Source organism: Ureibacillus sp. FSL K6-8385, assembly GCF_038593155.1.
GTDB classification, from domain to species: domain Bacteria; phylum Bacillota; class Bacilli; order Bacillales_A; family Planococcaceae; genus Ureibacillus; species Ureibacillus terrenus.
On record NZ_CP151968.1, the window covers coordinates 370,228 to 390,310 of the forward strand.

18 protein-coding genes are annotated in these 20,083 nt (G+C 46.5%); 12 read left to right on the forward strand and 6 right to left on the reverse strand.

Translation table 11 applies throughout. The annotated features are described in order from the left end of the window. Positions 1-259 precede the first annotated feature (259 nt). Complete coding sequence (locus NST62_RS01805; protein ID WP_342463064.1) at positions 260-1,015, reverse strand: hypothetical protein; 756 nt, start codon at positions 1,013-1,015, stop codon at positions 260-262. A gap of 14 nt (positions 1,016-1,029) precedes the next feature. Next, on the reverse strand, positions 1,030-2,586 hold the full coding sequence (locus tag NST62_RS01810; RefSeq protein ID WP_342463065.1) for an SWIM zinc finger family protein: 1,557 nt from the start codon (positions 2,584-2,586) through the stop codon (positions 1,030-1,032). Between the two features lie 991 nt (positions 2,587-3,577). Between NST62_RS01810 and NST62_RS01815 the strand changes: the two genes are divergently transcribed. Continuing rightward, entirely contained in the window at positions 3,578-4,039 is a 462-nt protein-coding gene (locus NST62_RS01815) for an IDEAL domain-containing protein (RefSeq protein WP_141602214.1), read from the forward strand. 470 nt (positions 4,040-4,509) lie between these two features. On the opposite strand, the gene NST62_RS01820 is transcribed toward NST62_RS01815, so the two are convergent. After that, the gene (locus NST62_RS01820) at positions 4,510-5,142 is read right to left on the reverse strand and encodes a hypothetical protein (RefSeq protein ID WP_342463066.1); all 633 of its coding nucleotides are present in this window, start codon (positions 5,140-5,142) and stop codon (positions 4,510-4,512) included. On the opposite strand from NST62_RS01820, the gene NST62_RS01825 reads away from it, so the two are divergent. The 3 genes from NST62_RS01825 to NST62_RS01835 all read left to right on the forward strand — a co-directional run bounded on the left by NST62_RS01825 (position 5,113) and on the right by NST62_RS01835 (position 8,155). Continuing rightward, positions 5,113-6,054: a nuclease-related domain-containing protein gene (locus tag NST62_RS01825; protein WP_328220108.1), complete on the forward strand. Its 942-nt coding sequence runs from the start codon at positions 5,113-5,115 to the stop codon at positions 6,052-6,054. The two genes, NST62_RS01820 and NST62_RS01825, sit on opposite strands and share 30 nt — an antisense overlap. Before the next feature lie 142 nt (positions 6,055-6,196). Then, positions 6,197-6,580, forward strand: coding sequence for a hypothetical protein (locus NST62_RS01830; RefSeq protein WP_342463067.1), 384 nt, complete (start codon positions 6,197-6,199; stop codon positions 6,578-6,580). A gap of 303 nt (positions 6,581-6,883) precedes the next feature. Next, the gene (locus NST62_RS01835; RefSeq protein WP_141602219.1) at positions 6,884-8,155 is read left to right on the forward strand and encodes a nucleotide sugar dehydrogenase; all 1,272 of its coding nucleotides are present in this window, start codon (positions 6,884-6,886) and stop codon (positions 8,153-8,155) included. Positions 8,156-8,393: 238 nt separating this feature from the next. Here the strand turns inward: NST62_RS01835 and NST62_RS01840 are convergent, their stop codons facing one another. Next, the gene (locus NST62_RS01840; RefSeq protein WP_342463068.1) at positions 8,394-9,236 is read right to left on the reverse strand and encodes a hypothetical protein; all 843 of its coding nucleotides are present in this window, start codon (positions 9,234-9,236) and stop codon (positions 8,394-8,396) included. Between the two features lie 562 nt (positions 9,237-9,798). On the opposite strand from NST62_RS01840, the gene NST62_RS01845 reads away from it, so the two are divergent. Then, a complete protein-coding gene (locus NST62_RS01845; protein WP_141602243.1) occupies positions 9,799-10,509 on the forward strand; it encodes a WecB/TagA/CpsF family glycosyltransferase in 711 nt (236 codons plus the stop codon). Between the two features lie 652 nt (positions 10,510-11,161). On the opposite strand, the gene NST62_RS01850 is transcribed toward NST62_RS01845, so the two are convergent. Further along, on the reverse strand, positions 11,162-11,284 hold the full coding sequence (locus tag NST62_RS01850; RefSeq protein WP_281279202.1) for a hypothetical protein: 123 nt from the start codon (positions 11,282-11,284) through the stop codon (positions 11,162-11,164). A gap of 983 nt (positions 11,285-12,267) precedes the next feature. On the opposite strand from NST62_RS01850, the gene NST62_RS01855 reads away from it, so the two are divergent. After that, positions 12,268-13,410 (forward strand): CDP-glycerol glycerophosphotransferase family protein, encoded by a 1,143-nt coding sequence (locus NST62_RS01855; protein ID WP_141602221.1) that lies wholly within the window; start codon positions 12,268-12,270, stop codon positions 13,408-13,410. A 124-nt stretch (positions 13,411-13,534) separates the two neighbouring features. Further along, a complete protein-coding gene (gene tagD / locus NST62_RS01860) occupies positions 13,535-13,933 on the forward strand; it encodes a glycerol-3-phosphate cytidylyltransferase (RefSeq protein ID WP_141602222.1) in 399 nt (132 codons plus the stop codon). Between the two features lie 434 nt (positions 13,934-14,367). Here the strand turns inward: tagD and NST62_RS01865 are convergent, their stop codons facing one another. After that, positions 14,368-14,670 (reverse strand): hypothetical protein, encoded by a 303-nt coding sequence (locus NST62_RS01865; protein WP_342463069.1) that lies wholly within the window; start codon positions 14,668-14,670, stop codon positions 14,368-14,370. Positions 14,671-15,126: 456 nt separating this feature from the next. Between NST62_RS01865 and NST62_RS01870 the strand changes: the two genes are divergently transcribed. Genes NST62_RS01870 through NST62_RS01890 form a run of 5 tightly spaced genes read left to right on the forward strand, consistent with a single transcriptional unit; the run spans position 15,127 to position 19,833 of the window. Further along, positions 15,127-17,004: a nucleoside-diphosphate sugar epimerase/dehydratase gene (locus NST62_RS01870; protein WP_328216166.1), complete on the forward strand. Its 1,878-nt coding sequence runs from the start codon at positions 15,127-15,129 to the stop codon at positions 17,002-17,004. Positions 17,005-17,033: 29 nt separating this feature from the next. Further along, complete coding sequence (locus NST62_RS01875; protein ID WP_342463070.1) at positions 17,034-18,158, forward strand: aminotransferase class I/II-fold pyridoxal phosphate-dependent enzyme; 1,125 nt, start codon at positions 17,034-17,036, stop codon at positions 18,156-18,158. Further along, positions 18,155-18,802, forward strand: coding sequence for a sugar transferase (locus NST62_RS01880; protein WP_342463071.1), 648 nt, complete (start codon positions 18,155-18,157; stop codon positions 18,800-18,802). The genes NST62_RS01875 and NST62_RS01880 overlap by 4 nt, the downstream gene beginning before the upstream one ends. Further along, a complete protein-coding gene (locus NST62_RS01885; protein WP_342463072.1) occupies positions 18,792-19,427 on the forward strand; it encodes an acetyltransferase in 636 nt (211 codons plus the stop codon). Before NST62_RS01880 ends, NST62_RS01885 begins: the two co-directional genes overlap by 11 nt. A gap of 10 nt (positions 19,428-19,437) precedes the next feature. Continuing rightward, positions 19,438-19,833 (forward strand): glycosyltransferase, encoded by a 396-nt coding sequence (locus tag NST62_RS01890; RefSeq protein WP_342463073.1) that lies wholly within the window; start codon positions 19,438-19,440, stop codon positions 19,831-19,833. Positions 19,834-20,083: the final 250 nt, after the last annotated feature.

Consider the following 20,083-nt stretch of genomic DNA (forward strand, 5'->3'; position numbering starts at 1 on the left):
TTTTAACTTGGGCGGATTGAAGCTCAGCTTGGGCATATATGCATTCGTTTTGTGTAGATAGAAAATTTTCTCGGGCAGATACGATTCTCTTTTGGGCAGATAAAAGATTCTCTCGAGCGAATACTATGCTTTCTTGGGCAGATAAATCCTTAGCTTGGGCAGATAAGTATTCGTTTTGGGCGGATAGGGATTCCTTTCGGGCAGATACGATTTTCTCTTGGGCAGATAAATACACATCTTGGGCAGATAAAAACAAATCTTAGGCGGATGAAGTTCCATTTTGTGCAGATAGAGATTCAACTTGGGCAGATGAGATCTTAATTTGGGCATATAAACATCTATCTTGGGCACATAAGGATTTATCTTGGGCGTATAGAAAATGAACTTGGGCAGATAGAATCCCAACTTGAGCACATAAGGATCCAACTCGGGCAGATAGAATACCATCTTGGACATATAAGGATTCATCTTGGTCGTATAGAAAATAAATTTGGGCAGATAGAATTCCATCTTGGGCACATAAGGATCCAACTCGGGCAGATGGAATCTTATCTTGGGCATATAAGAATTCCTCTTGGGCACATAGAATACAAACTTGGGCAGATAGGATCTTTTCTTGGGCACATAAGGATTCATCTTGGGCACATAAGGATCCAACTCGGGCAGATAGAATCCTATCTTGGGCATATAAGGATTCATCTTGGGCGTATAGAAAATGAACTTGGGCAGATAGAATCCCAACTTGAGCACATAAGGATCCAACTCGGGCAGATAGAATACCATCTTGGACATATAAGGATTCATCTTGGTCGTATAGAAAATAAATTTGGGCAGATAGAATTCCATCTTGGGCACATAAGGATCCAACTCGGGCAGATGGAATCTTATCTTGGGCACATAAGCATTTCTCTTGGGGCACATAGAATAACAACTCGGGCAGATAAAATACAAACTTTAGCGGATAGGATATTATCTTGGGCACACCATTCAGCCCGCGATGCCCCGGATCGCCCATTCCCGGGCGCCACCTCACCCGAACAAATTCCCTTTCTCCAATTCTTCCTGCAAGGCGCGCAGCCGCTTGTTCTGCTCGCGCACCGCCCCGATATACTCTTCCCAAAAACGCATCTTGCCGGCCTTTTTCGCGGCGGCTTTCATCTTCTTCCAAATGCGCACCGCCTCCTTGTAATTCATCCGCGACTTCTGCCGGATTTCCTCCATCGCGTAAAAATGATAAAGCGGGAGGACCAGGGCCGGCGCTTCTTCCGCAACCTGCTTCAACCCGCAATATTCCAAATGCCCGATGGATGTAGGGTACATTTGATGCAGCGCCACCCATTCTTCGTACCGCTTGTGCGCCAGCAAATGCTTCGAATATTGGGCGACCCCGTCTTTGCCAAAAGCGGAGTATAATAAAATCTCTTCCTCTTCTGACAGGGTGATATTTTCATATAGCGAAGAAATCGAATAAATCATGCTGGAGCGGTGAATCCGGTTCACGCTCTGGATAAACTTTTTCAAATAAGGAAGAATCCTCCGCAGGATGATTTCCGCCGCCTGCCCGTTGCGCTTCGAGAACGCGAACTTCACCAGCCCCAAATAAATGTCCACATGTTCCGGGTTGATTTGGCGCATATTTTCTTCCAGCGCGGCGTAATTTTTTAAAATAATATAAAACACGTTCAAGACTTCCGGAAACTTCATCCCCTGCCGCTCCTGCAAATGTACCAGCTCTTCCAGCGCCCGCCGTTTCTCCGTAAACACGCTGTCCCAGAACAGCAAATACACATTCATTTTCCGGCTGAAAAATCCGTCATGTTCAAACAGCATTTCCCGGAGCATCACCTGCATCCGGTCGAAAAACGGATCCGTTGCGAAAAGCCGGGATGAGGCGGGAATTTCATGGACGGTGTTTTGGAAGGAGTGGAACCGGTTTTGCAAAAAGGCCTGGAACAGATGGGCATCCACGGCCGTCGCCTGGGAGACCCGCAAAGAAATTTGATAAGTAATCGCCAGCTCCATAAACAACCGGTAAACCGGCTGCCATTCCCGCTCAAAAGGCAGATGTTTCCGAAGCTTTTCCAGCGCATTTTCCGCGATCGTTTCATAAAGGAACCCTGGAATTTTCTCATCCTCTTCCAAATAGTAGGCGAGCACTTCATCCACCATTTTCAGCCAATTCCCGGGAGTGCGCACAGCCGCCAGCGACTGAAGGTCCGCAGATTTTTTCGAACGCCATTGCCGCACCCAGTCCTGCACCGAATCAAGATGTTGATACAGCGACAACAGCGCGCTGACCTTATGCCGGCACCAGCCTTCCTGCGGGCATGAGCAATCGATTGTGTTATTGCGGAAATCAATTGTCACTTCCGCGTCCCGCACGTCCCTGACCGTCGCCATCATAACGGAAAACAAAGATAAGTACCGATGGAACACCACCGCCTGATTCCGTAGGGCAAACAGCGCCCGCCGGATGATCTCTTCGTCTTCCGCCACGGAAGGATGCAGCTCCTTCCCGACCCTTTTCAACTGTTCCCGAATCGCATCCTCTTTTTCATGGGCAACCATTGCAACTGATAACGTCATCACATTCCGCTCCTAAAAAAGTCTTTCCTTTCATTATACCGCGGCCAAGCGGGAATGATAAGCGAAAATACGCGACCTGGAAGTGGATGGAAATAGTGTTTTTTAAGATTTCTCCCCAGACGGGTGGGGATTGTGTTTTACCGATCAACCAGATGACAATTGCGTTTCCGTGAATTTTCGGCAACCGGATGGAAATCGTGTTCCCAGGATGTCCGGCAAATGGATGGCAATCGCAATTTCAAGGATGTCCCTTCATTCGGGCAGAATTCTCCTCCGCAACATACATCCCGCCGAGCGGATGCAAGCGAATCTTCGGCCTTCGACGGATGCCGGCACGAATTGTCCGAATCCCCAAAAGCGGAGGCCATGGCATATTCTTGTCAATTTGATATCAATAAATCTAACATTTTTTAAATTGAAGGATAAAATATTGTGAATTTTTCGAAAAAAAGTATAAAATAATGAAAAAAGGGAATTGAACGAGAAGAAATCGAAGGCCACCGCAACATCTATTCCATTTATTCACATTAATTGTAATTTTTAATCAAACATCGATGAGGACGACTGGAAAATACAGGAACGCCATTTTAAGGTGAAAACGGGGGAATATAAGGGAAGCAAATTTCGTATGATACATTACAACCACTTATCGGTGTCAATTTGATGAAACTTCATCTCTTTTATGCATAAGCGGAATGAAAAGCCGCATAGAATGGAAATTCCAGAATTTTTGATTGTAACCAGGACGTGAGAAGCGCAGGGCGGAAAGCAGCGGCGCGGCCAACGGTAGTCCGGCTGCCGAAGAATTCGTTCCTGAAACGATAAAATCCGCCTTGGCCAAGGCTTCGTGCCACAAAGCATTTCCAAAAAAATACAACCCGCGCTTTGTTTAAACCTCGCCTTTTTGGGAAAAACCTAAGGAAAGTTTTCGGATGACGGATGTTTTATCGGCTGCGGGCGTGGAAATTAGAGTGAAATAGGAGGGATATGTATGATCCAGGTCCAATACATGAAACCGTTTTATTCGAAAGTCTCGGGAAATACGCTGCGTCTCGTGTTTGCCTATCAATATTTCTCCATTGTGAAGGATAATGAAGTGTACCATTTCGTGCCGATTGAAGGAAAGGAAATTATCGTAAATTTAAAAACGATGCAGATCGAAAACTTATCGGAAATTTTCGTGTTCCAGCGCGGAAACCGATTCCTGCGATTGCCGCTTTATCAGCTGCTGTTGATTTCGAACGTTCATGAACACTTGGCGCCGATTTTGGAGGAAGCATTCAACAAGGCGGATAACCTCAACCTCGCACCCCATGAAGAAGATTCGGAAATCGCCCGGCTCATCCGCGAATTGGAAGTCCAAAACCTCGACCGCCTCATCGACGAAGCCCTTTCCAACCGGGACGAACAACGATTCCGCGAACTCGTTGAAAAAAAGAAAAAAATGGAATGAAGAGTGCCAGGTACTTTCCGGGTGCCGGCACTCTCCTTACGAAATGAACCAGAACAACACCCCCAACGCAATCACTGCACCCACCATTCCAAGCACCACATCTTCCACTGTGAAATATCTTTCCTTCATTGAAAACCTCCTTTTTTTCCCATTATTTCCGGAATGGAAAGCCAGTAAACCTAATCCCAATCAATCTATTCAATGGAAGCGGAAAATATTCGGGAGTTGACAAAAAGAAAGACCGTTCAGCAAAAATAGTGCTTTTGCGCCGAAGTTGGGGGAAAGTCGATTTTTTTTTTTGTGCTTATGGGTGAAGGGGGAAGAGGGGGCTATCTGCGCGGGATGGGGGATGCGCGGGATGGGGGATTTGTCCAAGGGAAACATTTATATGCCCAAGTTGACATTTTATCTGCCCGAGTTGGGATCCATCCGCCCAAGGAAAAGCCCCAAGAGCTCAAGCGGAAACTTTATCAGCCCAAGGAAAACCCAAAGTGTCCAAGCAGAAACTGTATCTGCCCAAGCTGAATCCCCATTCGCCCAAGGAAAACCCAAAGTGCCCAAGCAGAAACTGTATCTGCCCAAGATGAATCTCTATCTGCCCAAGATGATAATCTAAGTGCCCAAGCTGAATCCCCATCTGCCCAAGTGAAATCTCCAAGTGCCCAAGGAGGAACCTTGTCCGCCCAAGCTAGAACTATATCTGCCCAAGATGATAATCTAAGTGCCCAAGCTGAATACTTATATGCCCAAGCCAAGATCCCATCCGCCCAAGGGAAAACCTCAAGAGCCCAAGCAGACCCTTCATCTGCCCGAGATAAATCCCCATCTGCCCAAGTGAAATTTCTAAGTGTACAAGAAAAATCTCCATCCGCCCAAAAATCCTGCCAACCCTTGACCCAATTTGAATAATCCCGCCAAAAAACCCCGCAAATTTTAAATTTGCCCCCAAAAACCGCCCCAAAATTCAAATTTCCTTCCAAACCCTTCCAAAACACGGCAAAATCTGCTATCCTACAAAAAAACAAATAATTCTCCTTTAATCCGAAATATTCTAAAAAAAGGAGTGGTACCGGTTGCTGCTGAAAGAATTCCAAACAACCCACTACAAAATCGCCCTGGAATCCCTAAACAAACGGCTGAACCCGCGCCACGAAAAAGCGCTCAAAATCGAAGAGGAACTCTCGTTGCAGGAAGCCGGAGAAATCGGCGAAAAGCAGCTCCTCACCATCCTGACCGAAAGCCAACTGCCCAAAAACACCTTCATTCTGCACAACGTCAACCTTCAATCCATCTTCAACATCCAAATCGACGTAATGGTCATTTCACCCGGCTGGTGCCTGATTTTGGAAGTGAAAAACCTTACAGGAGAACTGATCTTCAACAACAATCCTCCGCAATTAATCTGTATAAAAGAAGAAAATAAAATCGCCTACCGCAGCCCCGAATCCCAACTCGACCAATACCTGTTCGGCCTCTCGAAATTTTTTGAACAACATCAACTGAAAGTCCCGATCCATGGGGCCATCTCGCTGCCGTTCACCAATGCCATCATTAAAACGCCTCCGTCCAAATACCCGCTTCTCCTGGGACGGGCCGTTATCAACCACATCTGGTCATTGCCGAAAAAAGACATCATCCCTTCCAAACAAGTGGCCGACCTTGTTCTCCAACACAATGCAGCCCCTTCCTGGAACCAGTTCCCGTTATCCCGGTATTACGGCATCGACCCGGCCGACATCCAAAGGGGCGTCGAATGCCCGCATTGCGGCGCCATCCCGATGAAACGGCTCAAACGCACATGGTTCTGCGAAAAATGTAAGAAGCGCCACATGCAGGCCCACGTCAAAGCCTTGAAAGACTACTATATGTTAATTGACAAATATATTTCCCCAAAAGAAGCCATGCACTACCTGCGCTTGCGGAACCGCTACGAAGCCAAGCGAATCCTGAAAGCCAACAGCAAATCCCGCATCGGCAACACCAGCCGCTGCAAATACGAATTATCATTGCAATGAAAGGAAGGAGACGGTGGAAGAATCGGCCATTCAACGACTGGAATCCGATTATCATCGAAATGAAGGAAAGGAGACGAGAGCGTGTCGATTATTGAACACGCTCTTTTTTTGTTGAGGGGAGGAGGAGGGGGTGCCTGATCAAATGGAGGAACTATGGGAGCGTGAGATACTAAATGCCCAAGTTGGTTCTGGAATTGCCCGGGAGGAGAAGATGAATGCACGAGTTGTAACCGTAAATGCCCAAGCTGAGGTTTTAACCGCCCAAAAGAATCCCCCAAATGTCCAAGTAGATACTCCATCCGCCCAAGAGCTTCCCTCAAGTACCCAAGCGGCCACCTCATCCGCCCAAGAGAAAACTCCAAGCGCCCAAGCGGATACTTCATCTGCCCAAGAAAAATCCTTATCCGCCCAAGTGAAGTCTCTAGGTGCCCAAGAAAAAACTCCATCCGCCCAAAAGAAAACCCCATCCGCCCAAACCACCACCCCATCCCCCAATCCCACCCCACCAAACAAAAACGGAAGATAATGTGAAAATAATTCACAGTTTATGTCGAAAGATGTATACTAAAACACGTATGATTAATTTAAACAGAATACATCCTAACCAATAAACCTAAACAAAACGAGTGGTGGAGGACGGGGCGCGCAAAGCCCGACCGGTCACGGTGCCCAAACCCCAAGGCGCCATCCATGCATCCATGGGCCGAAGAGGACTTTGCGCCCGACAAAAAGGAAAATCGGATCCACACCAAACACCCATCTTGCCATAATCACCACCTCACGCTCCGCCACCCGTTTCTGTAACGATTGAAAGGAAGTAACGATTAACATGACAAAAACAATGTGTGTAATCGGACTCGGTTACATCGGATTACCAACAGCGGTCACTTTCGCAAACCACGGAGTAAAAGTGCACGGCGTCGACATCAACCCGAATGCCGTCCGGAGCATTCAGGAGAAAAAGCTACATATTGAAGAACCGGGTCTTCAAGAACGGCTCAACAAAGCGGTGGACGAAGGATTCTTGACGGCTTCCACAACACCGCAGGAAGCGGACGTGTTCATCATCGCGGTGCCTTCGCCGATCAACCCGGACAAAACGGCGAACCTCGAATATGTTCGCGAAGCAACCAAATCCATCGTGCCATACTTGCGGAAAGGCAACCTGGTCATCCTGGAATCAACCGTGCCGCCGAAAACAGTGGAACGCGTCATGATTCCGGAGCTCGTGAAATCCGGCTTGGACATTGGCACAGAACTCTTCGTTGCCCACTCGCCGGAACGGGTCATCCCTGGCCGCATCTTTGAAGAATTAATCAACAACGGACGCATCATCGGCGGCATCAACAGACAATCCGCCGAAATGACGAAAGAACTTTATCAATTATTCGTAAAAGGGCCAATCCATCTCACGGATGCCACAACAGCGGAACTTGTCAAAGTCATGGAAAATACATACCGTGACGTCAACATCGCGTTCGCGAACGAATTGGCAAGACTGGCGGAAGACCTCGACGTGAACATTTGGGAAGCGATCCATTACGCCAACTTCCATCCGCGCGTAAACATCCACTTCCCGGGACCAGGCGTCGGCGGCCACTGCATCGCGGTGGACCCATGGTTCTTGGTGGAACTCGGCGGCGAAAAAGCCCAAATGATCCATCTGGCGCGGACGATCAACGACAGCATGCCGCTGTACACAGCGCAAAAAACGCAAAAAATCTTGAATGAAAATAAAATCGCGGGCGGCAAAGTGGCCGTGCTTGGCCTCGCCTTCAAAGGAAACGTCGACGACATGCGCGAAAGCCCATCCGTTGAAGTGATTCACGAACTTCAAAAATTGGGCCTCGAAGTCGTATCCTTTGACCCGCATATCAAAGAAAACAAACATCCGACACAAACCCAAAACTTTGAAGAAGCGGTCAACGATGCAGACATCCTGCTCGTCTTGACGGACCATAACGAATTCAAACAATACAACCCATTGTCTATCACGCCGAAAAATAAAATCGTCTTCGACACGAAAAACTGCCTGGACCGGGAAAAATGGAAAGAAGCCGGATTCCAATTCCACCTCCTCGGCGACTCCAAAAATAAATAATAAGGAAGCGACAGGGCATCGTGCGCCCTGTCGCTTTTTTATAGGAAGGGAATTCCGCGGCTGGATGCGGTTTGGCGGAAGCGCACAGAAAGTCAAGTTTGGTGGATGGGGATTCATCTTGGGCATATAGAAAGTCAACTTGGGCGGATGAGATTCAATCTTGGGCATATAGAAAGTCAACTTGGGCGGATGAGATTCAATCTTAGGCATATAGAAAGTCAACTTGGGCGGATGAGATTCAATCTTGGGCATATAAAAAATCAACTCGGGCAGAAAAGAAGCTATCATGGGCACATGGAACATCAACTCGGGCACATAAGCTCTCACTTTGGGCGCATAAGCAACCATCTCGGGCAGAAAAGAAGCTATCATGGGCACATAAACCCCCATCTCGGGCAGAAAAGAACCCACCTCGGGCACATAGAACATCAACTTGGGCAGAAAAGAACCCATCATGGGCACATGGAACATCAACTCGGGCACATAAGCTCTCACTTTGGGCGCATAAGCAACCATCTCGGGCAGAAAAGAACCCATCATGGGTACATAAACATTCATCTTGGGCATATAGAAGGTCAGCTTGGGCAGATATGATTTCAACTTGGGCAAATGTGGATTTATCTTGGGCGGATAAATATAAATCTTGGGCATATAGAAGGTCAGCTTGGGCAGATACGATTCCAACTTGGGCAAATGTGGATTTATCTTGGACGGATAAATATAAATCTTGGGCATATAGAAGGTCAGCTTGGGCAGATATGATTTCAACTTGGGCAAATGTGGATTTATCTTGGGCGGATAAATATAAATCTTGGGCATATAGAAGGTCAGCTTGGGCAGATACGATTCCAACTTGGGCAAATGTGGATTTATCTTGGACGGATAAATATAAATCTTGGGCATATAGAAGGTCAGCTTGGGCAGATACGATTTCAGCTTGGGCAAATGTGGATTTATCTTGGGCGGATAAATATAAATCTTGGGTAAATAGAAAATCATTCAGGCAGATAGGGTCATACCTTGGGCGATAGAATTTTACCTTGGGCGCATAAGTATTCATCATGAGCGCATAAAAAGTCAACTCGGGCAGATGAGTCCTCAACTAAGGCGGATGGAGATTTATCTTGGTTACTTGAGAATTTCGCTCGGGCGGATGGAGTGCCTGCTTGAGCACTTGGAGGTTTCTCTTGGGCAAATATGATCTTACCTTGGGCATATAAGTATTCACCTTGGGCACTTAGAGAGTCAACTCGGGCATAAGAGGATATGGCTTGGGCGCTTGGAGATTTTTCTCGGGCAGATACGATTCCAACTTGGGCGGATGGGGATTCATCTTGGGCACTTGAGAATTTAGCTCGGGCGGATGGAGTGCCTGCTTGGGCACTTGGTGGTTTCTCTTGGGCAGATAGGCTCTTACTTTGGGCACATACCCCCCATCCCGGGCAAATAAAAAATCCCCTCCCGCGTATAAAACCCCGCACCCCCGCCCATACTATTACCATCCACAACAAAATTCACACCATCCCCATTCCAAAGATGATAAAAACTGTCATGTTTTTATCATCTTTTTTTATCTGTACAATGCCGGATTTTTTGGTATGATGGAAAGCGGTGAAAACTACAAACGAATGGATGAAGGGAATATGAAAGAAACCGTATTGGGGATACAAGTCAATACCGAAACATACGACGAACTGATCCAACAAATCTTTGACCGCATCGAGAAAAAGGAAAAATCGCTCATTGTGGCGATCAATCCGGAAAAGATCATGAAAGCGAAAGACGATCCGGCTCTTAAAAAACTCCTTAACGAAGCGGAATTCCAAATCCCGGACGGCATCGGGGTCATCCTCGCTTCCAAATTGCAAAAAGGGAACATCATCGAAAGGGTCACAGGCATCGACCTGATGATGCGCATCTGCGAAGAAGCGGCCAAACGCCAAAAACGCGTCTTTTTATATGGAGCGAAACCGGGAGTCGCCGCGACGGCAGCGGAAAAATTGAAAGAACTGTACCCGGGCATTCAAATCGCGGGCGTGCAGCACGGTTATGAAAAAGATAACGAAAAGGTCGTCGCCGCGATCAATGAAGCGAAGCCGGACATCCTCTTTGTCGCGATGGGCAGTCCGAAACAGGAAAACTGGATCAACGCCAACCGGGACCGCCTATACCCGATCATCTACCAGGGGGTAGGGGGCTCTTTCGACGTGCTTGCCGGCAACGTCAAACGGGCGCCGGAATTTTTCCAAAAAATCGGCCTCGAATGGTTCTACCGGTTGATGCTGGAGCCGAAGCGGATCAAACGGCAAATGGCGCTGCCGAAGTTTTTGTTGGAAGTTCTTCGCAATAAATAAACCCGTTCCATGGCGGAGGAAGAAAGGCCTCCGAACGAAATTGGGCCATGTGCGCGCCGAAGTTCTTCGCAATAAATAAACCTAATCCATGGCGTGGGAGGAAGGCCTCCGAAAGAAACGGCCCTTGTGCGTTGCTAAAATTTTTGTTGGAAGTTCTTCGCAATAAATAAACCCGTTCCATGGCGGAGGAAGGAAGGCCTCCGAACGAAATTGGGCCATGTACGCGCCGAAGTTCTCGCAATAAATAACCCCGATCCATGGCAGAGGAAGGGAAGGCCTCCGAACGAAATTGGGCCATGTGCGCGCCGAAGTTCTTCGCAATAAATAAACCTAATCCATGGCGTGGGAGGAAGGCCTCCGAAAGAAACGGCCCATGTGCGTTGTTAAAATTATTGTTGGAGGTTCTTTGCAATAAATAACCCCGTTCCGTGGCGCGGGGAAATCCTCCGAAAGAAACCGATCATGGGCAATGCCGGAGTTTTTGGGATGAACACTCCGCCCAATGAAATGTTCAACGCCTGTAAACACAACTTTTGGAATGAACACTCCGTCCAATGGCGGCACAAGGAATGAATATAATTCCTTTGCAGCAAAAACACATGTCCCCGGGCAAAAGGGGAGCAGGTTTTCAAAATTGCCAATAAACCAGCCCTCACACCATCCGGCTGAGGGCTTTTTGCATTTTTAAGGCTTCCTGGCCGATGAACAAAGTGTCCGCCATGTGCCAGGAATCAAAAAAGGCTTCCCCCAAATCCTTGGAAAACGGAAATTCCAAGGGGAAAGCTCCTTTAGGGCAAAGGAAGGCACGGGCTTCCGCCAATTTTCCAATAAACTTCCGGGGGAAGCCCCGAAAACCATAAAAAATCCAATGGGCCTCCGGAATTATGGGAGAGCTCCCTAAAACCATAACCATCCATTGGAACGGAACAAAAAGTTTCCGATAACGTCCTGTAGACTAAAGCCCGAACCGCGCGTGGACCATGAAAGCGCTTGCGCCAAAGCGGCAGGAAAATCCAAGACCGGGAAGGATGCCTCCTCTTGCCGGTTGGACATTTCTCTAGTAAAATTAATCATAATTTTTGAAATTCATCGTCAATATCTTTCTTTTTTATTTATGTATAATGGTGATAACCGAAAGAAAAACTGGCCGCAGATTAAAAAATCCGCCAGCAAAGATATATTGATATAATTTAAGTAAAATTTAGATATTTTGCCAAAAAAAGAAGTGGCGTTTGGTGCGGAATAATATCGAGTAGAATAGCATCGAGCGGCTATTATTTTTTATCGGCATTTCATCCCGCTTTTTTAGCATTGCGATGATTCCAAGAAAAGTGTTAACCATCTTGGACATGATTCAAGAATCGCTTTTGCTTTCGATAAACTCGCCGATTCTGTCGGCCCAAAGCCGCCGACGATTTCAAGAAAGGCGCCAACTATCCAGAACATCATTCAAGGTTCGCTTTCGATCAAAGCGAAACCCTGTTTGGCCCAAAGGCAAGAGCAAACAACGATGCCGAAAACGGAATAAAATAAAAGCGAAACCCTGTCGGCCCAAAGCCGACCATTGAAAAACGCCGACTGTTTTGAAAAATAATTCAAGGCCCGCTTTCAAGAAAAACGCAACCATAAACCAACAACCGCAAAAAACGCATTCAACATATACCATACATCGGCATCCGCCCCAAAAACGCGGATTGCCCGTGCTGAAGGGATGACATCATCACCTATGATGAAACGAGAGCTAAGGAAGGAATTTATATGTTCTTAAAATCGACAGTGAAGAGGATTCTGAGATTTATATGCAGCTTGCTGATACCGGTTCGGCCCGGTACGGTTCTCATTCTGGAGAGCTCCTATCCTTCGGGTTCGAATACGCACATCCTGTACAAACGGCTGAAAGAAGCGGGGCGGTACCGAGTGGATCGCATCGAGCGCGGGGAATTGTTCCTGAAAAACAAATCCTTTTCCGAGGTGCTGCGGGTGCTGAAGCTGGTGGTCCGGATGTCCAGATATCAGCTGATCGTCTGCTCCCACGGCAATGAAAAATACAACAACAAGCAAATCCTGATCGATGTTTGGCACGGGATTCCGCTGAAGGCGATGCGCCATATGGAACCGACCGCCGCCGAACGGGGGCTGATGGAGCCGAACCTGGACTATCTGATCACCACTTCCAAAATGCATTCGGTGCTCATGGGGGCGACCCATCATATCCCGTTCACGAAACACCGGATTTTAGGATATCCGCGGAACGACCACCTGTTTGCGGAAATGAAAGAGGATGTCCTCAATCTCCAAAACTATGACAAGGTCCTGCTCTATATGCCGACGTTCCGTCAAGGCTACTATTTGAACCGGGTCGAAGGGAAAGTGTACGACAATCTGTTCAATTTCGAACACTTTTCCGAAGAAGATTTCATCCATTATCTGACCGAAAAGAACTATCTGCTGATTCTCAAATTGCATCCGATGGAAGAAAAAATCTTTAAAGAAAAATACAGCAAATATCAGGACCGGATTTTGTTCTTGACGACGGAAAAGCTGAAAGAGCTGGACATGGACTTGTATCAGATCCTGCCGCATACGGATCTGCTGATTACCGATTATTCCAGCATCTACTTCGATTATCTGCTGCTGGACAAGCCGATGGTTTTCATCAACGCGGACTTGGAAGAATACAAGGCGAACCGGGGCATCCTGCTGGAACCGTATGATGCATGGACGCCGGGCTATAAGGCGCAGAACCAGGAAAGCCTCGTGGATGCCATCGAGCGGAGCTTCCGGGAAGATGCATTCCGGCAAAAGCGCGGCGAACTGAAGGAAATTTTCCATCAGCACCAGGACGGCCATGCCACGGATCGGCTGATGGAATTGATCGGCCAATTGATGCAGAAACGATGAAACCGCCGGAACCGGTATGGCTCCGGCAAAATGCGGGCATTGCTCGGTGGGAGGAGCGGAAAGCGCGGCTCCGACCGAAACCATTCCACAACATTCAGCACAATAAGCATATGGAGGAACTAACTTGAAAAGGGTAATTACATACGGCACATTTGATTTATTGCACTATGGGCACATCAATTTGTTGAAACGGGCGAAGGAATTGGGGGATTACCTGATCGTCGGGTTGTCCACCAACGAATTCAACGAACAGAAGGGGAAAAAATGCTATTTCCCTTATGAAGAACGGAAAAAATTGCTGGAAGCGATCCGCTATGTGGATCTCGTCATCCCGGAAGAATGCTGGGAGCAAAAAATCGACGACATCAGGAAATATGACGTGGATATTTTTGTCATGGGGGATGACTGGAAAGGGAAATTCGACTATTTGAAAGACTATTGCGAAGTGGTGTATTTGAGCAGAACCCCCGAAATCTCGACGACCAAAATCAAACAGGATCTGGGACTGGATTCAACGAAATAACGCCTTGCGGACGATGGAACATTGCGCATCGTGCGCCGTTTGACGGACGTTGTCTGCCGCAAATCGCGCCTGCAAGATGATCGAACATCTCCCTGCCATCGGGGGGTGTTTTTGTTTGGTCCTGCGGGCGGAATCCTCGGAACGGTCGGGATTGGAGGATTTAGGTGCGCTGCAGGACTGCCTGAAATGGAATTCCGACGATTGCCGCTGCATAGGCTTTGTAGAGCGTCCGAATGCTGGAATTCCTGAGCCGTCCCCCGGGGGCCCCCTTCCCGAAAACCGGGGATTTTTATATATTTATGAAAAATTTGGTAGACTTATGTCAAGTCATGTATTATAATGTCAGTAGAGAGAAACATTGGTGGTGAATGGGACATTCACAGTGGCCATGGTTCTCTTTTTTTGTTGATTTGGCAAAAGATAAACCGAATTTCCTAAAATCCATGAAAAAATTTTGAAGAAACTAGTGATTTTGATGCTGATGCAATATATAATAAAACAACAAAAACGTTTTTTGTCTTGTCAAATTTTGCGCCTTTTGGAATAGAAGGAAGCGGTTTGCGGAATCGTTGTCCGGTACTTTCCAATATATTTACGGTAGATAACTGGCGGTGGCCGGCATTTTCATATGCCGTTGAAAACACGCCAAGCTGCCGGCGCCGGATGAGGAAGCCGCGAAAAATGAACACAGATGGCGCCATCAAATCTATCAATCTGCCATCATCGACAGCCATCATCTCCCGTGACTGCCGAATCTGTCATATTTTGCAGAAAAAATTCATATATAGTTCCTTAACTGCAAAATTTGGTATTTTATAGAATAAATGAGACTAAAACACTATGGAATCATACCATCGAATCATATTAGACTATGATTTGCAGAAAATCGAAAAAGAATATGCGTACTATTGGACTAACGGCGAAGGTCGCAAAGGAAACATTGAAATCTATCTCTCCTTTACACCAAGGGACAAGCATACGGGTTCACCGTGCTCCAGACCGGGGGCGACAGCGGCAGCCCGGCATTTTCTCCAACCAGCCGCCATATACCCCAAAACCTGCATACATACATAATGTCGAATGAAGAATACATATCCTGCAAGGGTCTTTCGCGATGCGGCATCGGCCGGCGGAGCGGAAAGAGGGCATGGACCCTTCCAACCAAACCCAAATGAAAGAAGGTTGTCACATCCATGAGTTATCAAAAGCGTTATATGCTGTTTTTTACCATCGATTCCTGCATTGTCCTATCGGCAATTTTCATCAGTTATTGGCTGCTCCATCCGACACTGAACGTCTATGACAACAAACTGATCATGCTCAGTGCCGTAACGCTTTTGATCAGCCACCACATCGCCGCTTATTTCTTCCATCTGTATGACCGGATGTGGAGCGTGGCTTCCGTCCGGGAACTGCTGATCATCTGCCTAGCGGTGACCATCTCTGTATCAACCGCCAGCTTATTGCAATTCATCATCAATCATGATGTCTATTTCCGCGTCATGGCGGTCACATGGATGCTGCACATCATCCTCATCGGCGGCTCGCGCTTCACTGTCCGATTGTTGAATGACAAAGAATCCTTCAAGCCGAAAGACAACTTGAAGCGGGTGCTGATCGTCGGGGCAGGTCAGGGTGGAACGATGCTCATCCGCAACTTGATCAACGCGTCGAATCCGGAATATCTGCCGGTGGCCATTGTCGACGACGATCCGAGAAAACAGCATCTGAAAATCATGAACGTCACGGTATGCGGCACTACGAAGGACATACCGGAAATCGTCAAAAAATATGATATCGAGGAAATCTTCATTGCCATCCCGTCCCTTGGAAGGGCCGGCATCAAAAGCATCTATGACCGGTGCGCCAAAACCCCGGCGAAAGTGAAAATCATGCCGAACATCGAGGATGTCATGACGGGGAAAGTGTCGGTCAGCGAAATGAAAGAGGTCAACATCGAGGACCTGCTTGGCCGGGATGAAGTGAAGCTGGATATGAACGCCATTTCGAAAAAACTGACGAACAAGACCATTCTGGTGACCGGCGCAGGCGGATCCATCGGTTCGGAAATCTGCAGACAGGTGATGAAATTCAACCCGAAACGATTGATCCTGCTCGGGCACGGCGAGAACTCAATCTATACCATTTACATGGAACTGACCGAAAAACTCGGAAATCAATTCACGGAAATCGTTCCGGTCATCGCGGACATCCGGGACCGGAAACGGATATTCGAAATCGTGGATCAATACCGCCCGGACGTAATCTACCATGCGGCCGCCCACAAACACGTGCCGCTCATGGAATACAACCCGACGGAAGCGGTCCAGAACAACATTTTCGGAACGAAAAACGTGGCCGAAGCCGCGGACAAATACGGCGTGAAGAACTTCGTCATGATTTCGACGGACAAGGCCGTGAACCCGACAAACGTCATGGGCGCGACGAAACGGATCGCCGAAATGGTCGTGCAGGACTTGGCGAAGCGCAGCAAAACGAATTTTGCGGCCGTGCGTTTCGGAAACGTGCTCGGTTCACGGGGCAGCGTTGTACCGCGTTTTAAAGAACAGATCCGCGCGGGCGGGCCGGTGACGGTAACCCATCCGGACATGACCCGGTACTTCATGACCATTCCGGAAGCATCCCGGCTCGTGCTCCAGGCGGGCGCGCTGGCCAAGGGCGGCGAGGTGTTTGTCCTCGACATGGGCGAACCGGTCAAAATCGTCGACCTCGCGCGCAACCTGATCCGTTTATCGGGCTTTTCGGAAGACGGAATCAAAATCGAATTCACCGGCATCCGCCCGGGCGAAAAATTGTACGAGGAACTTCTGAACCCTGAAGAAATCCAGGAAGAATCCGTCTATCCGAAAATCCACGTCGGACGGGCCCGCTGCATGGAGCATGATCAACTGATGCTATTATTAAAACGTCTGGAAAACTTGAAGGATCCTAAAGAGATCCGAAGAATTACCGTCGGCGTGGCGAACAAGAAGTGGGATGTGCTGCAGGAAAGCGCCGCGCCCCAGGAAGAGCAGGCAATCGCTGAGTCAAAACTATCAATCGCCAAATAACTTAAGAGAAAGAAAGGAAGCTATGCATCATGACAGAAAGAATATATCTCTCTTCACCACATATGAGTGAGGAAGGGTACGAAATGGAATACGTCAAACAGGCTTTTGAGTCCAACTGGATTGCTCCATTGGGAGAGAATGTCAATCAATTTGAAAAGGAACTTGCCGAAAAGGTCGGCTCAAAAGCTGCGCTCGCCCTGTCATCCGGTACAGCCGCCATCCACCTGGCGTTGAAGGCGTTGGGCGTCGGTGAAGGAGATATCGTATTCTGTCAATCCCTTACCTTTGCGGCAACCGCCAATCCGATCATCTACCAGCACGCCACGCCGGTATTCATCGACAGCGACCCGGAAACCTGGAATATGTCGCCGGATGCGCTGGAAAAGGCATTCGAAAAATATCCGAATGCCAAGGCGGTCATCATTGTCCACCTATATGGTTTATCGGCGGATATTGACAGAATTTTAGAGATTTGCCAAAAATATAACGTCCCTTTGATCGAAGATGCGGCCGAGTCTTTGGGCTCCTATTACAAAGGGAAGCATACGGGCACCTTCGGGGAATTCGGAACGTTCTCCTTCAACGGCAATAAAATCATCACCACTTCCGGCGGCGGAATGCTCGTATCCGATGATGCCGAAAAAATTGAAAAAGCGAGATTCTGGGCAACCCAATCCAGGGAGCCGGCAAGACACTATGAACACAAGGAATTGGGATACAACTACCGCATGAGCAACGTCCTTGCCGGCATCGGCCGCGGCCAGTTGAAAGTGCTGGATCAGCGGGTGGCGAAGAAAAAATATATCTTTGAATTTTATAAGAGGGAACTGGGCGGACTGGACGGCATCGAGTTCATGCCCATCCACGAATGGAACGAACCCAACTATTGGCTCAGCGCCATCCAATTGACGGGCGATATCCGGCCAATCGACCTCATTGAAGCGTTGGAAAAAGAAAATATTGAATCAAGACCTGTATGGAAACCAATGCATTTGCAACCGTACTATGAAAAATATGATTATATCCATCTTGGAACGGATGTCGCAGCGAAATTATTTGAAAACGGTGTTTGCCTGCCGTCTGATACGAAGATGACGGATGAGGATTTGAAAAGAGTGTGTGGAACGATTAAGGAGTTGTGGGCAAAAAGATGAATCCAAAAGGCGGAATTTATGCGAAATATATAAAACGGCCGATGGACTTTATATTATCATTGATCGCCATTATCGTACTGAGTCCGGTCTTCTTAATCGTTGCACTGCTGGTCAGAATTAATCTCGGAAGTCCGGTAATCTTTAAACAACAGCGTCCGGGGCTGAATGAAAAAATCTTTACGATGTACAAATTCCGCACGATGACGGATGAGAGAGATGAGAATGGGGAGTTGCTTCCTGACAGTGAGAGATTGACGAAGTTCGGAAAGTTTTTGCGATCTACATCTCTGGATGAACTGCCGGAACTCTTCAATATATTAAAAGGTGATATGTCCATTGTGGGACCGAGACCGTTATTAGTGCAATATCTTCCTTTATATAACGACCATCAAAGACGACGCCATGAAGTTCGTCCCGGTTTAACCGGGCTTGCGCAAGTGAACGGACGGAACGCAATCACTTGGGAAGAAAAATTCAATTTGGATGTTCAATATGTGGATCATGTCAGCTTTCTTGGAGATTGGAAAATTATTTTTCGGACTGTCAAGAAAGTGTTTGTGAGAGAAGGCATTAATTCGGAAACATCAGCAACGATGGAGCCTTTTACAGGAAATAAAAAGGAAGACATTGTATATGAAAAATAAACTTCTGATTATCGGGGCAAGTGGACACGGAAAAGTTGTAGCAGATATCGCATTAAAAATGAATAAATGGGAAAGCATTTCCTTTTTGGATGATAACCAAAATTTAAAATCATCCATGGGGATTGATGTGATTGGAACTACAAAAGATGTTCATAAATTTATAGATTCTCATGATGTAATTGTAGGTATCGGAAACAACAGTACGAGAGAAAAGATTCAAAACATGCTGGAAAAATTAGGAGCAAGTATTCCAGTTTTAATACATCCCAGTGCCATTATCGGCAATGATGTTGAAATTGGGATTGGAACAGTAGTCATGGCAGGAGTTGTCATTAACTGCTGTACCAAAATTGGTAAAGGCTGCATTATCAATACCAGTGCTACAATCGATCACGACAACATCATTGAGGATTTTGTTCATATTTCACCTGGTGCGCATTTAGCTGGAACAGTTAAAATTGGAAGGGGATCATGGTTAGGCATTGGTTCTATAGTAAGTAATAATATGGTTATATGTCATAATTCAATTATTGGTGCTGGTGCAGTAGTAGTAAATAATATATCTAGACCGGGTACTTATATAGGTATACCAGCAAGAAGTTTAGAAAACACGAATAAAAGTTAAGGGAAAGAAAATGAAGATTTTGTATGTCACAATATCCAATACTGTTAATGCTTTTCTAACTCCACATATTAAAATGTTAATTGAAGAAGGGCACGAAGTACATTGTGCCTTTAATATTGTTCAAGAAGTTAACGAAGAATTAATAAAATTGGGATGTAAAATTCATAATATAGAATTTCAACGTTCACCTTTACGAAAAGAAAATATAATAGCCTATAAAAAATTAAAAAAACTAATTCAACAAGAAAAATATGATCTTGTTCATACCCATACTCCTGTTGCATCAGCATGTGTAAGACTTGCTTGTAGAAACTTAACTAATACCAGGGTGTTTTATACTGCACATGGGTTTCATTTTTTTAAGGGAGCTCCAATAAAAAATTGGCTGATTTATTATCCAATTTAAAAATGGCTTTCGAAATATACAGATTGTTTAATTACCATTAATCATGAGGATTACAAAATTGCCAAAGAAAAATTTAAAGCAAAACATGTAACAATGTTAGAAGGTGTAGGAATTAATTCAACAAAATTTACTCCTCAAACATTGGATAAGAAAATACAATTAAGGAAAGAGTATGGTTATTCGGAGAAAGATTTTATTTTAATATTTGTTGGTGAACTTAATCACAATAAACATCAAGATTTGTTAATAA

What these genes read in the sequence shown, in the direction of transcription:
- NST62_RS01805 (WP_342463064.1), bottom strand. Translation starts at nt 1,015, where the DNA reads ATGGGCGATCCGGGGCATCGCGGGCTGAATGGTGTGCCCAAGATAATA.
- NST62_RS01810 (WP_342463065.1), bottom strand. Translation starts at nt 2,586, where the DNA reads ATGACGTTATCAGTTGCAATGGTTGCCCATGAAAAAGAGGATGCGATT.
- NST62_RS01815 (WP_141602214.1), top strand. Translation starts at nt 3,578, where the DNA reads ATGATCCAGGTCCAATACATGAAACCGTTTTATTCGAAAGTCTCGGGA.
- NST62_RS01830 (WP_342463067.1), top strand. Translation starts at nt 6,197, where the DNA reads ATGGAGGAACTATGGGAGCGTGAGATACTAAATGCCCAAGTTGGTTCT.
- NST62_RS01835 (WP_141602219.1), top strand. Translation starts at nt 6,884, where the DNA reads ATGACAAAAACAATGTGTGTAATCGGACTCGGTTACATCGGATTACCA.
- NST62_RS01845 (WP_141602243.1), top strand. Translation starts at nt 9,799, where the DNA reads ATGAAAGAAACCGTATTGGGGATACAAGTCAATACCGAAACATACGAC.
- NST62_RS01855 (WP_141602221.1), top strand. Translation starts at nt 12,268, where the DNA reads ATGTTCTTAAAATCGACAGTGAAGAGGATTCTGAGATTTATATGCAGC.
- NST62_RS01865 (WP_342463069.1), bottom strand. Translation starts at nt 14,670, where the DNA reads ATGATGGCTGTCGATGATGGCAGATTGATAGATTTGATGGCGCCATCT.
- NST62_RS01870 (WP_328216166.1), top strand. Translation starts at nt 15,127, where the DNA reads ATGAGTTATCAAAAGCGTTATATGCTGTTTTTTACCATCGATTCCTGC.
- NST62_RS01875 (WP_342463070.1), top strand. Translation starts at nt 17,034, where the DNA reads ATGACAGAAAGAATATATCTCTCTTCACCACATATGAGTGAGGAAGGG.
- NST62_RS01880 (WP_342463071.1), top strand. Translation starts at nt 18,155, where the DNA reads ATGAATCCAAAAGGCGGAATTTATGCGAAATATATAAAACGGCCGATG.
- NST62_RS01885 (WP_342463072.1), top strand. Translation starts at nt 18,792, where the DNA reads ATGAAAAATAAACTTCTGATTATCGGGGCAAGTGGACACGGAAAAGTT.
- NST62_RS01890 (WP_342463073.1), top strand. Translation starts at nt 19,438, where the DNA reads ATGAAGATTTTGTATGTCACAATATCCAATACTGTTAATGCTTTTCTA.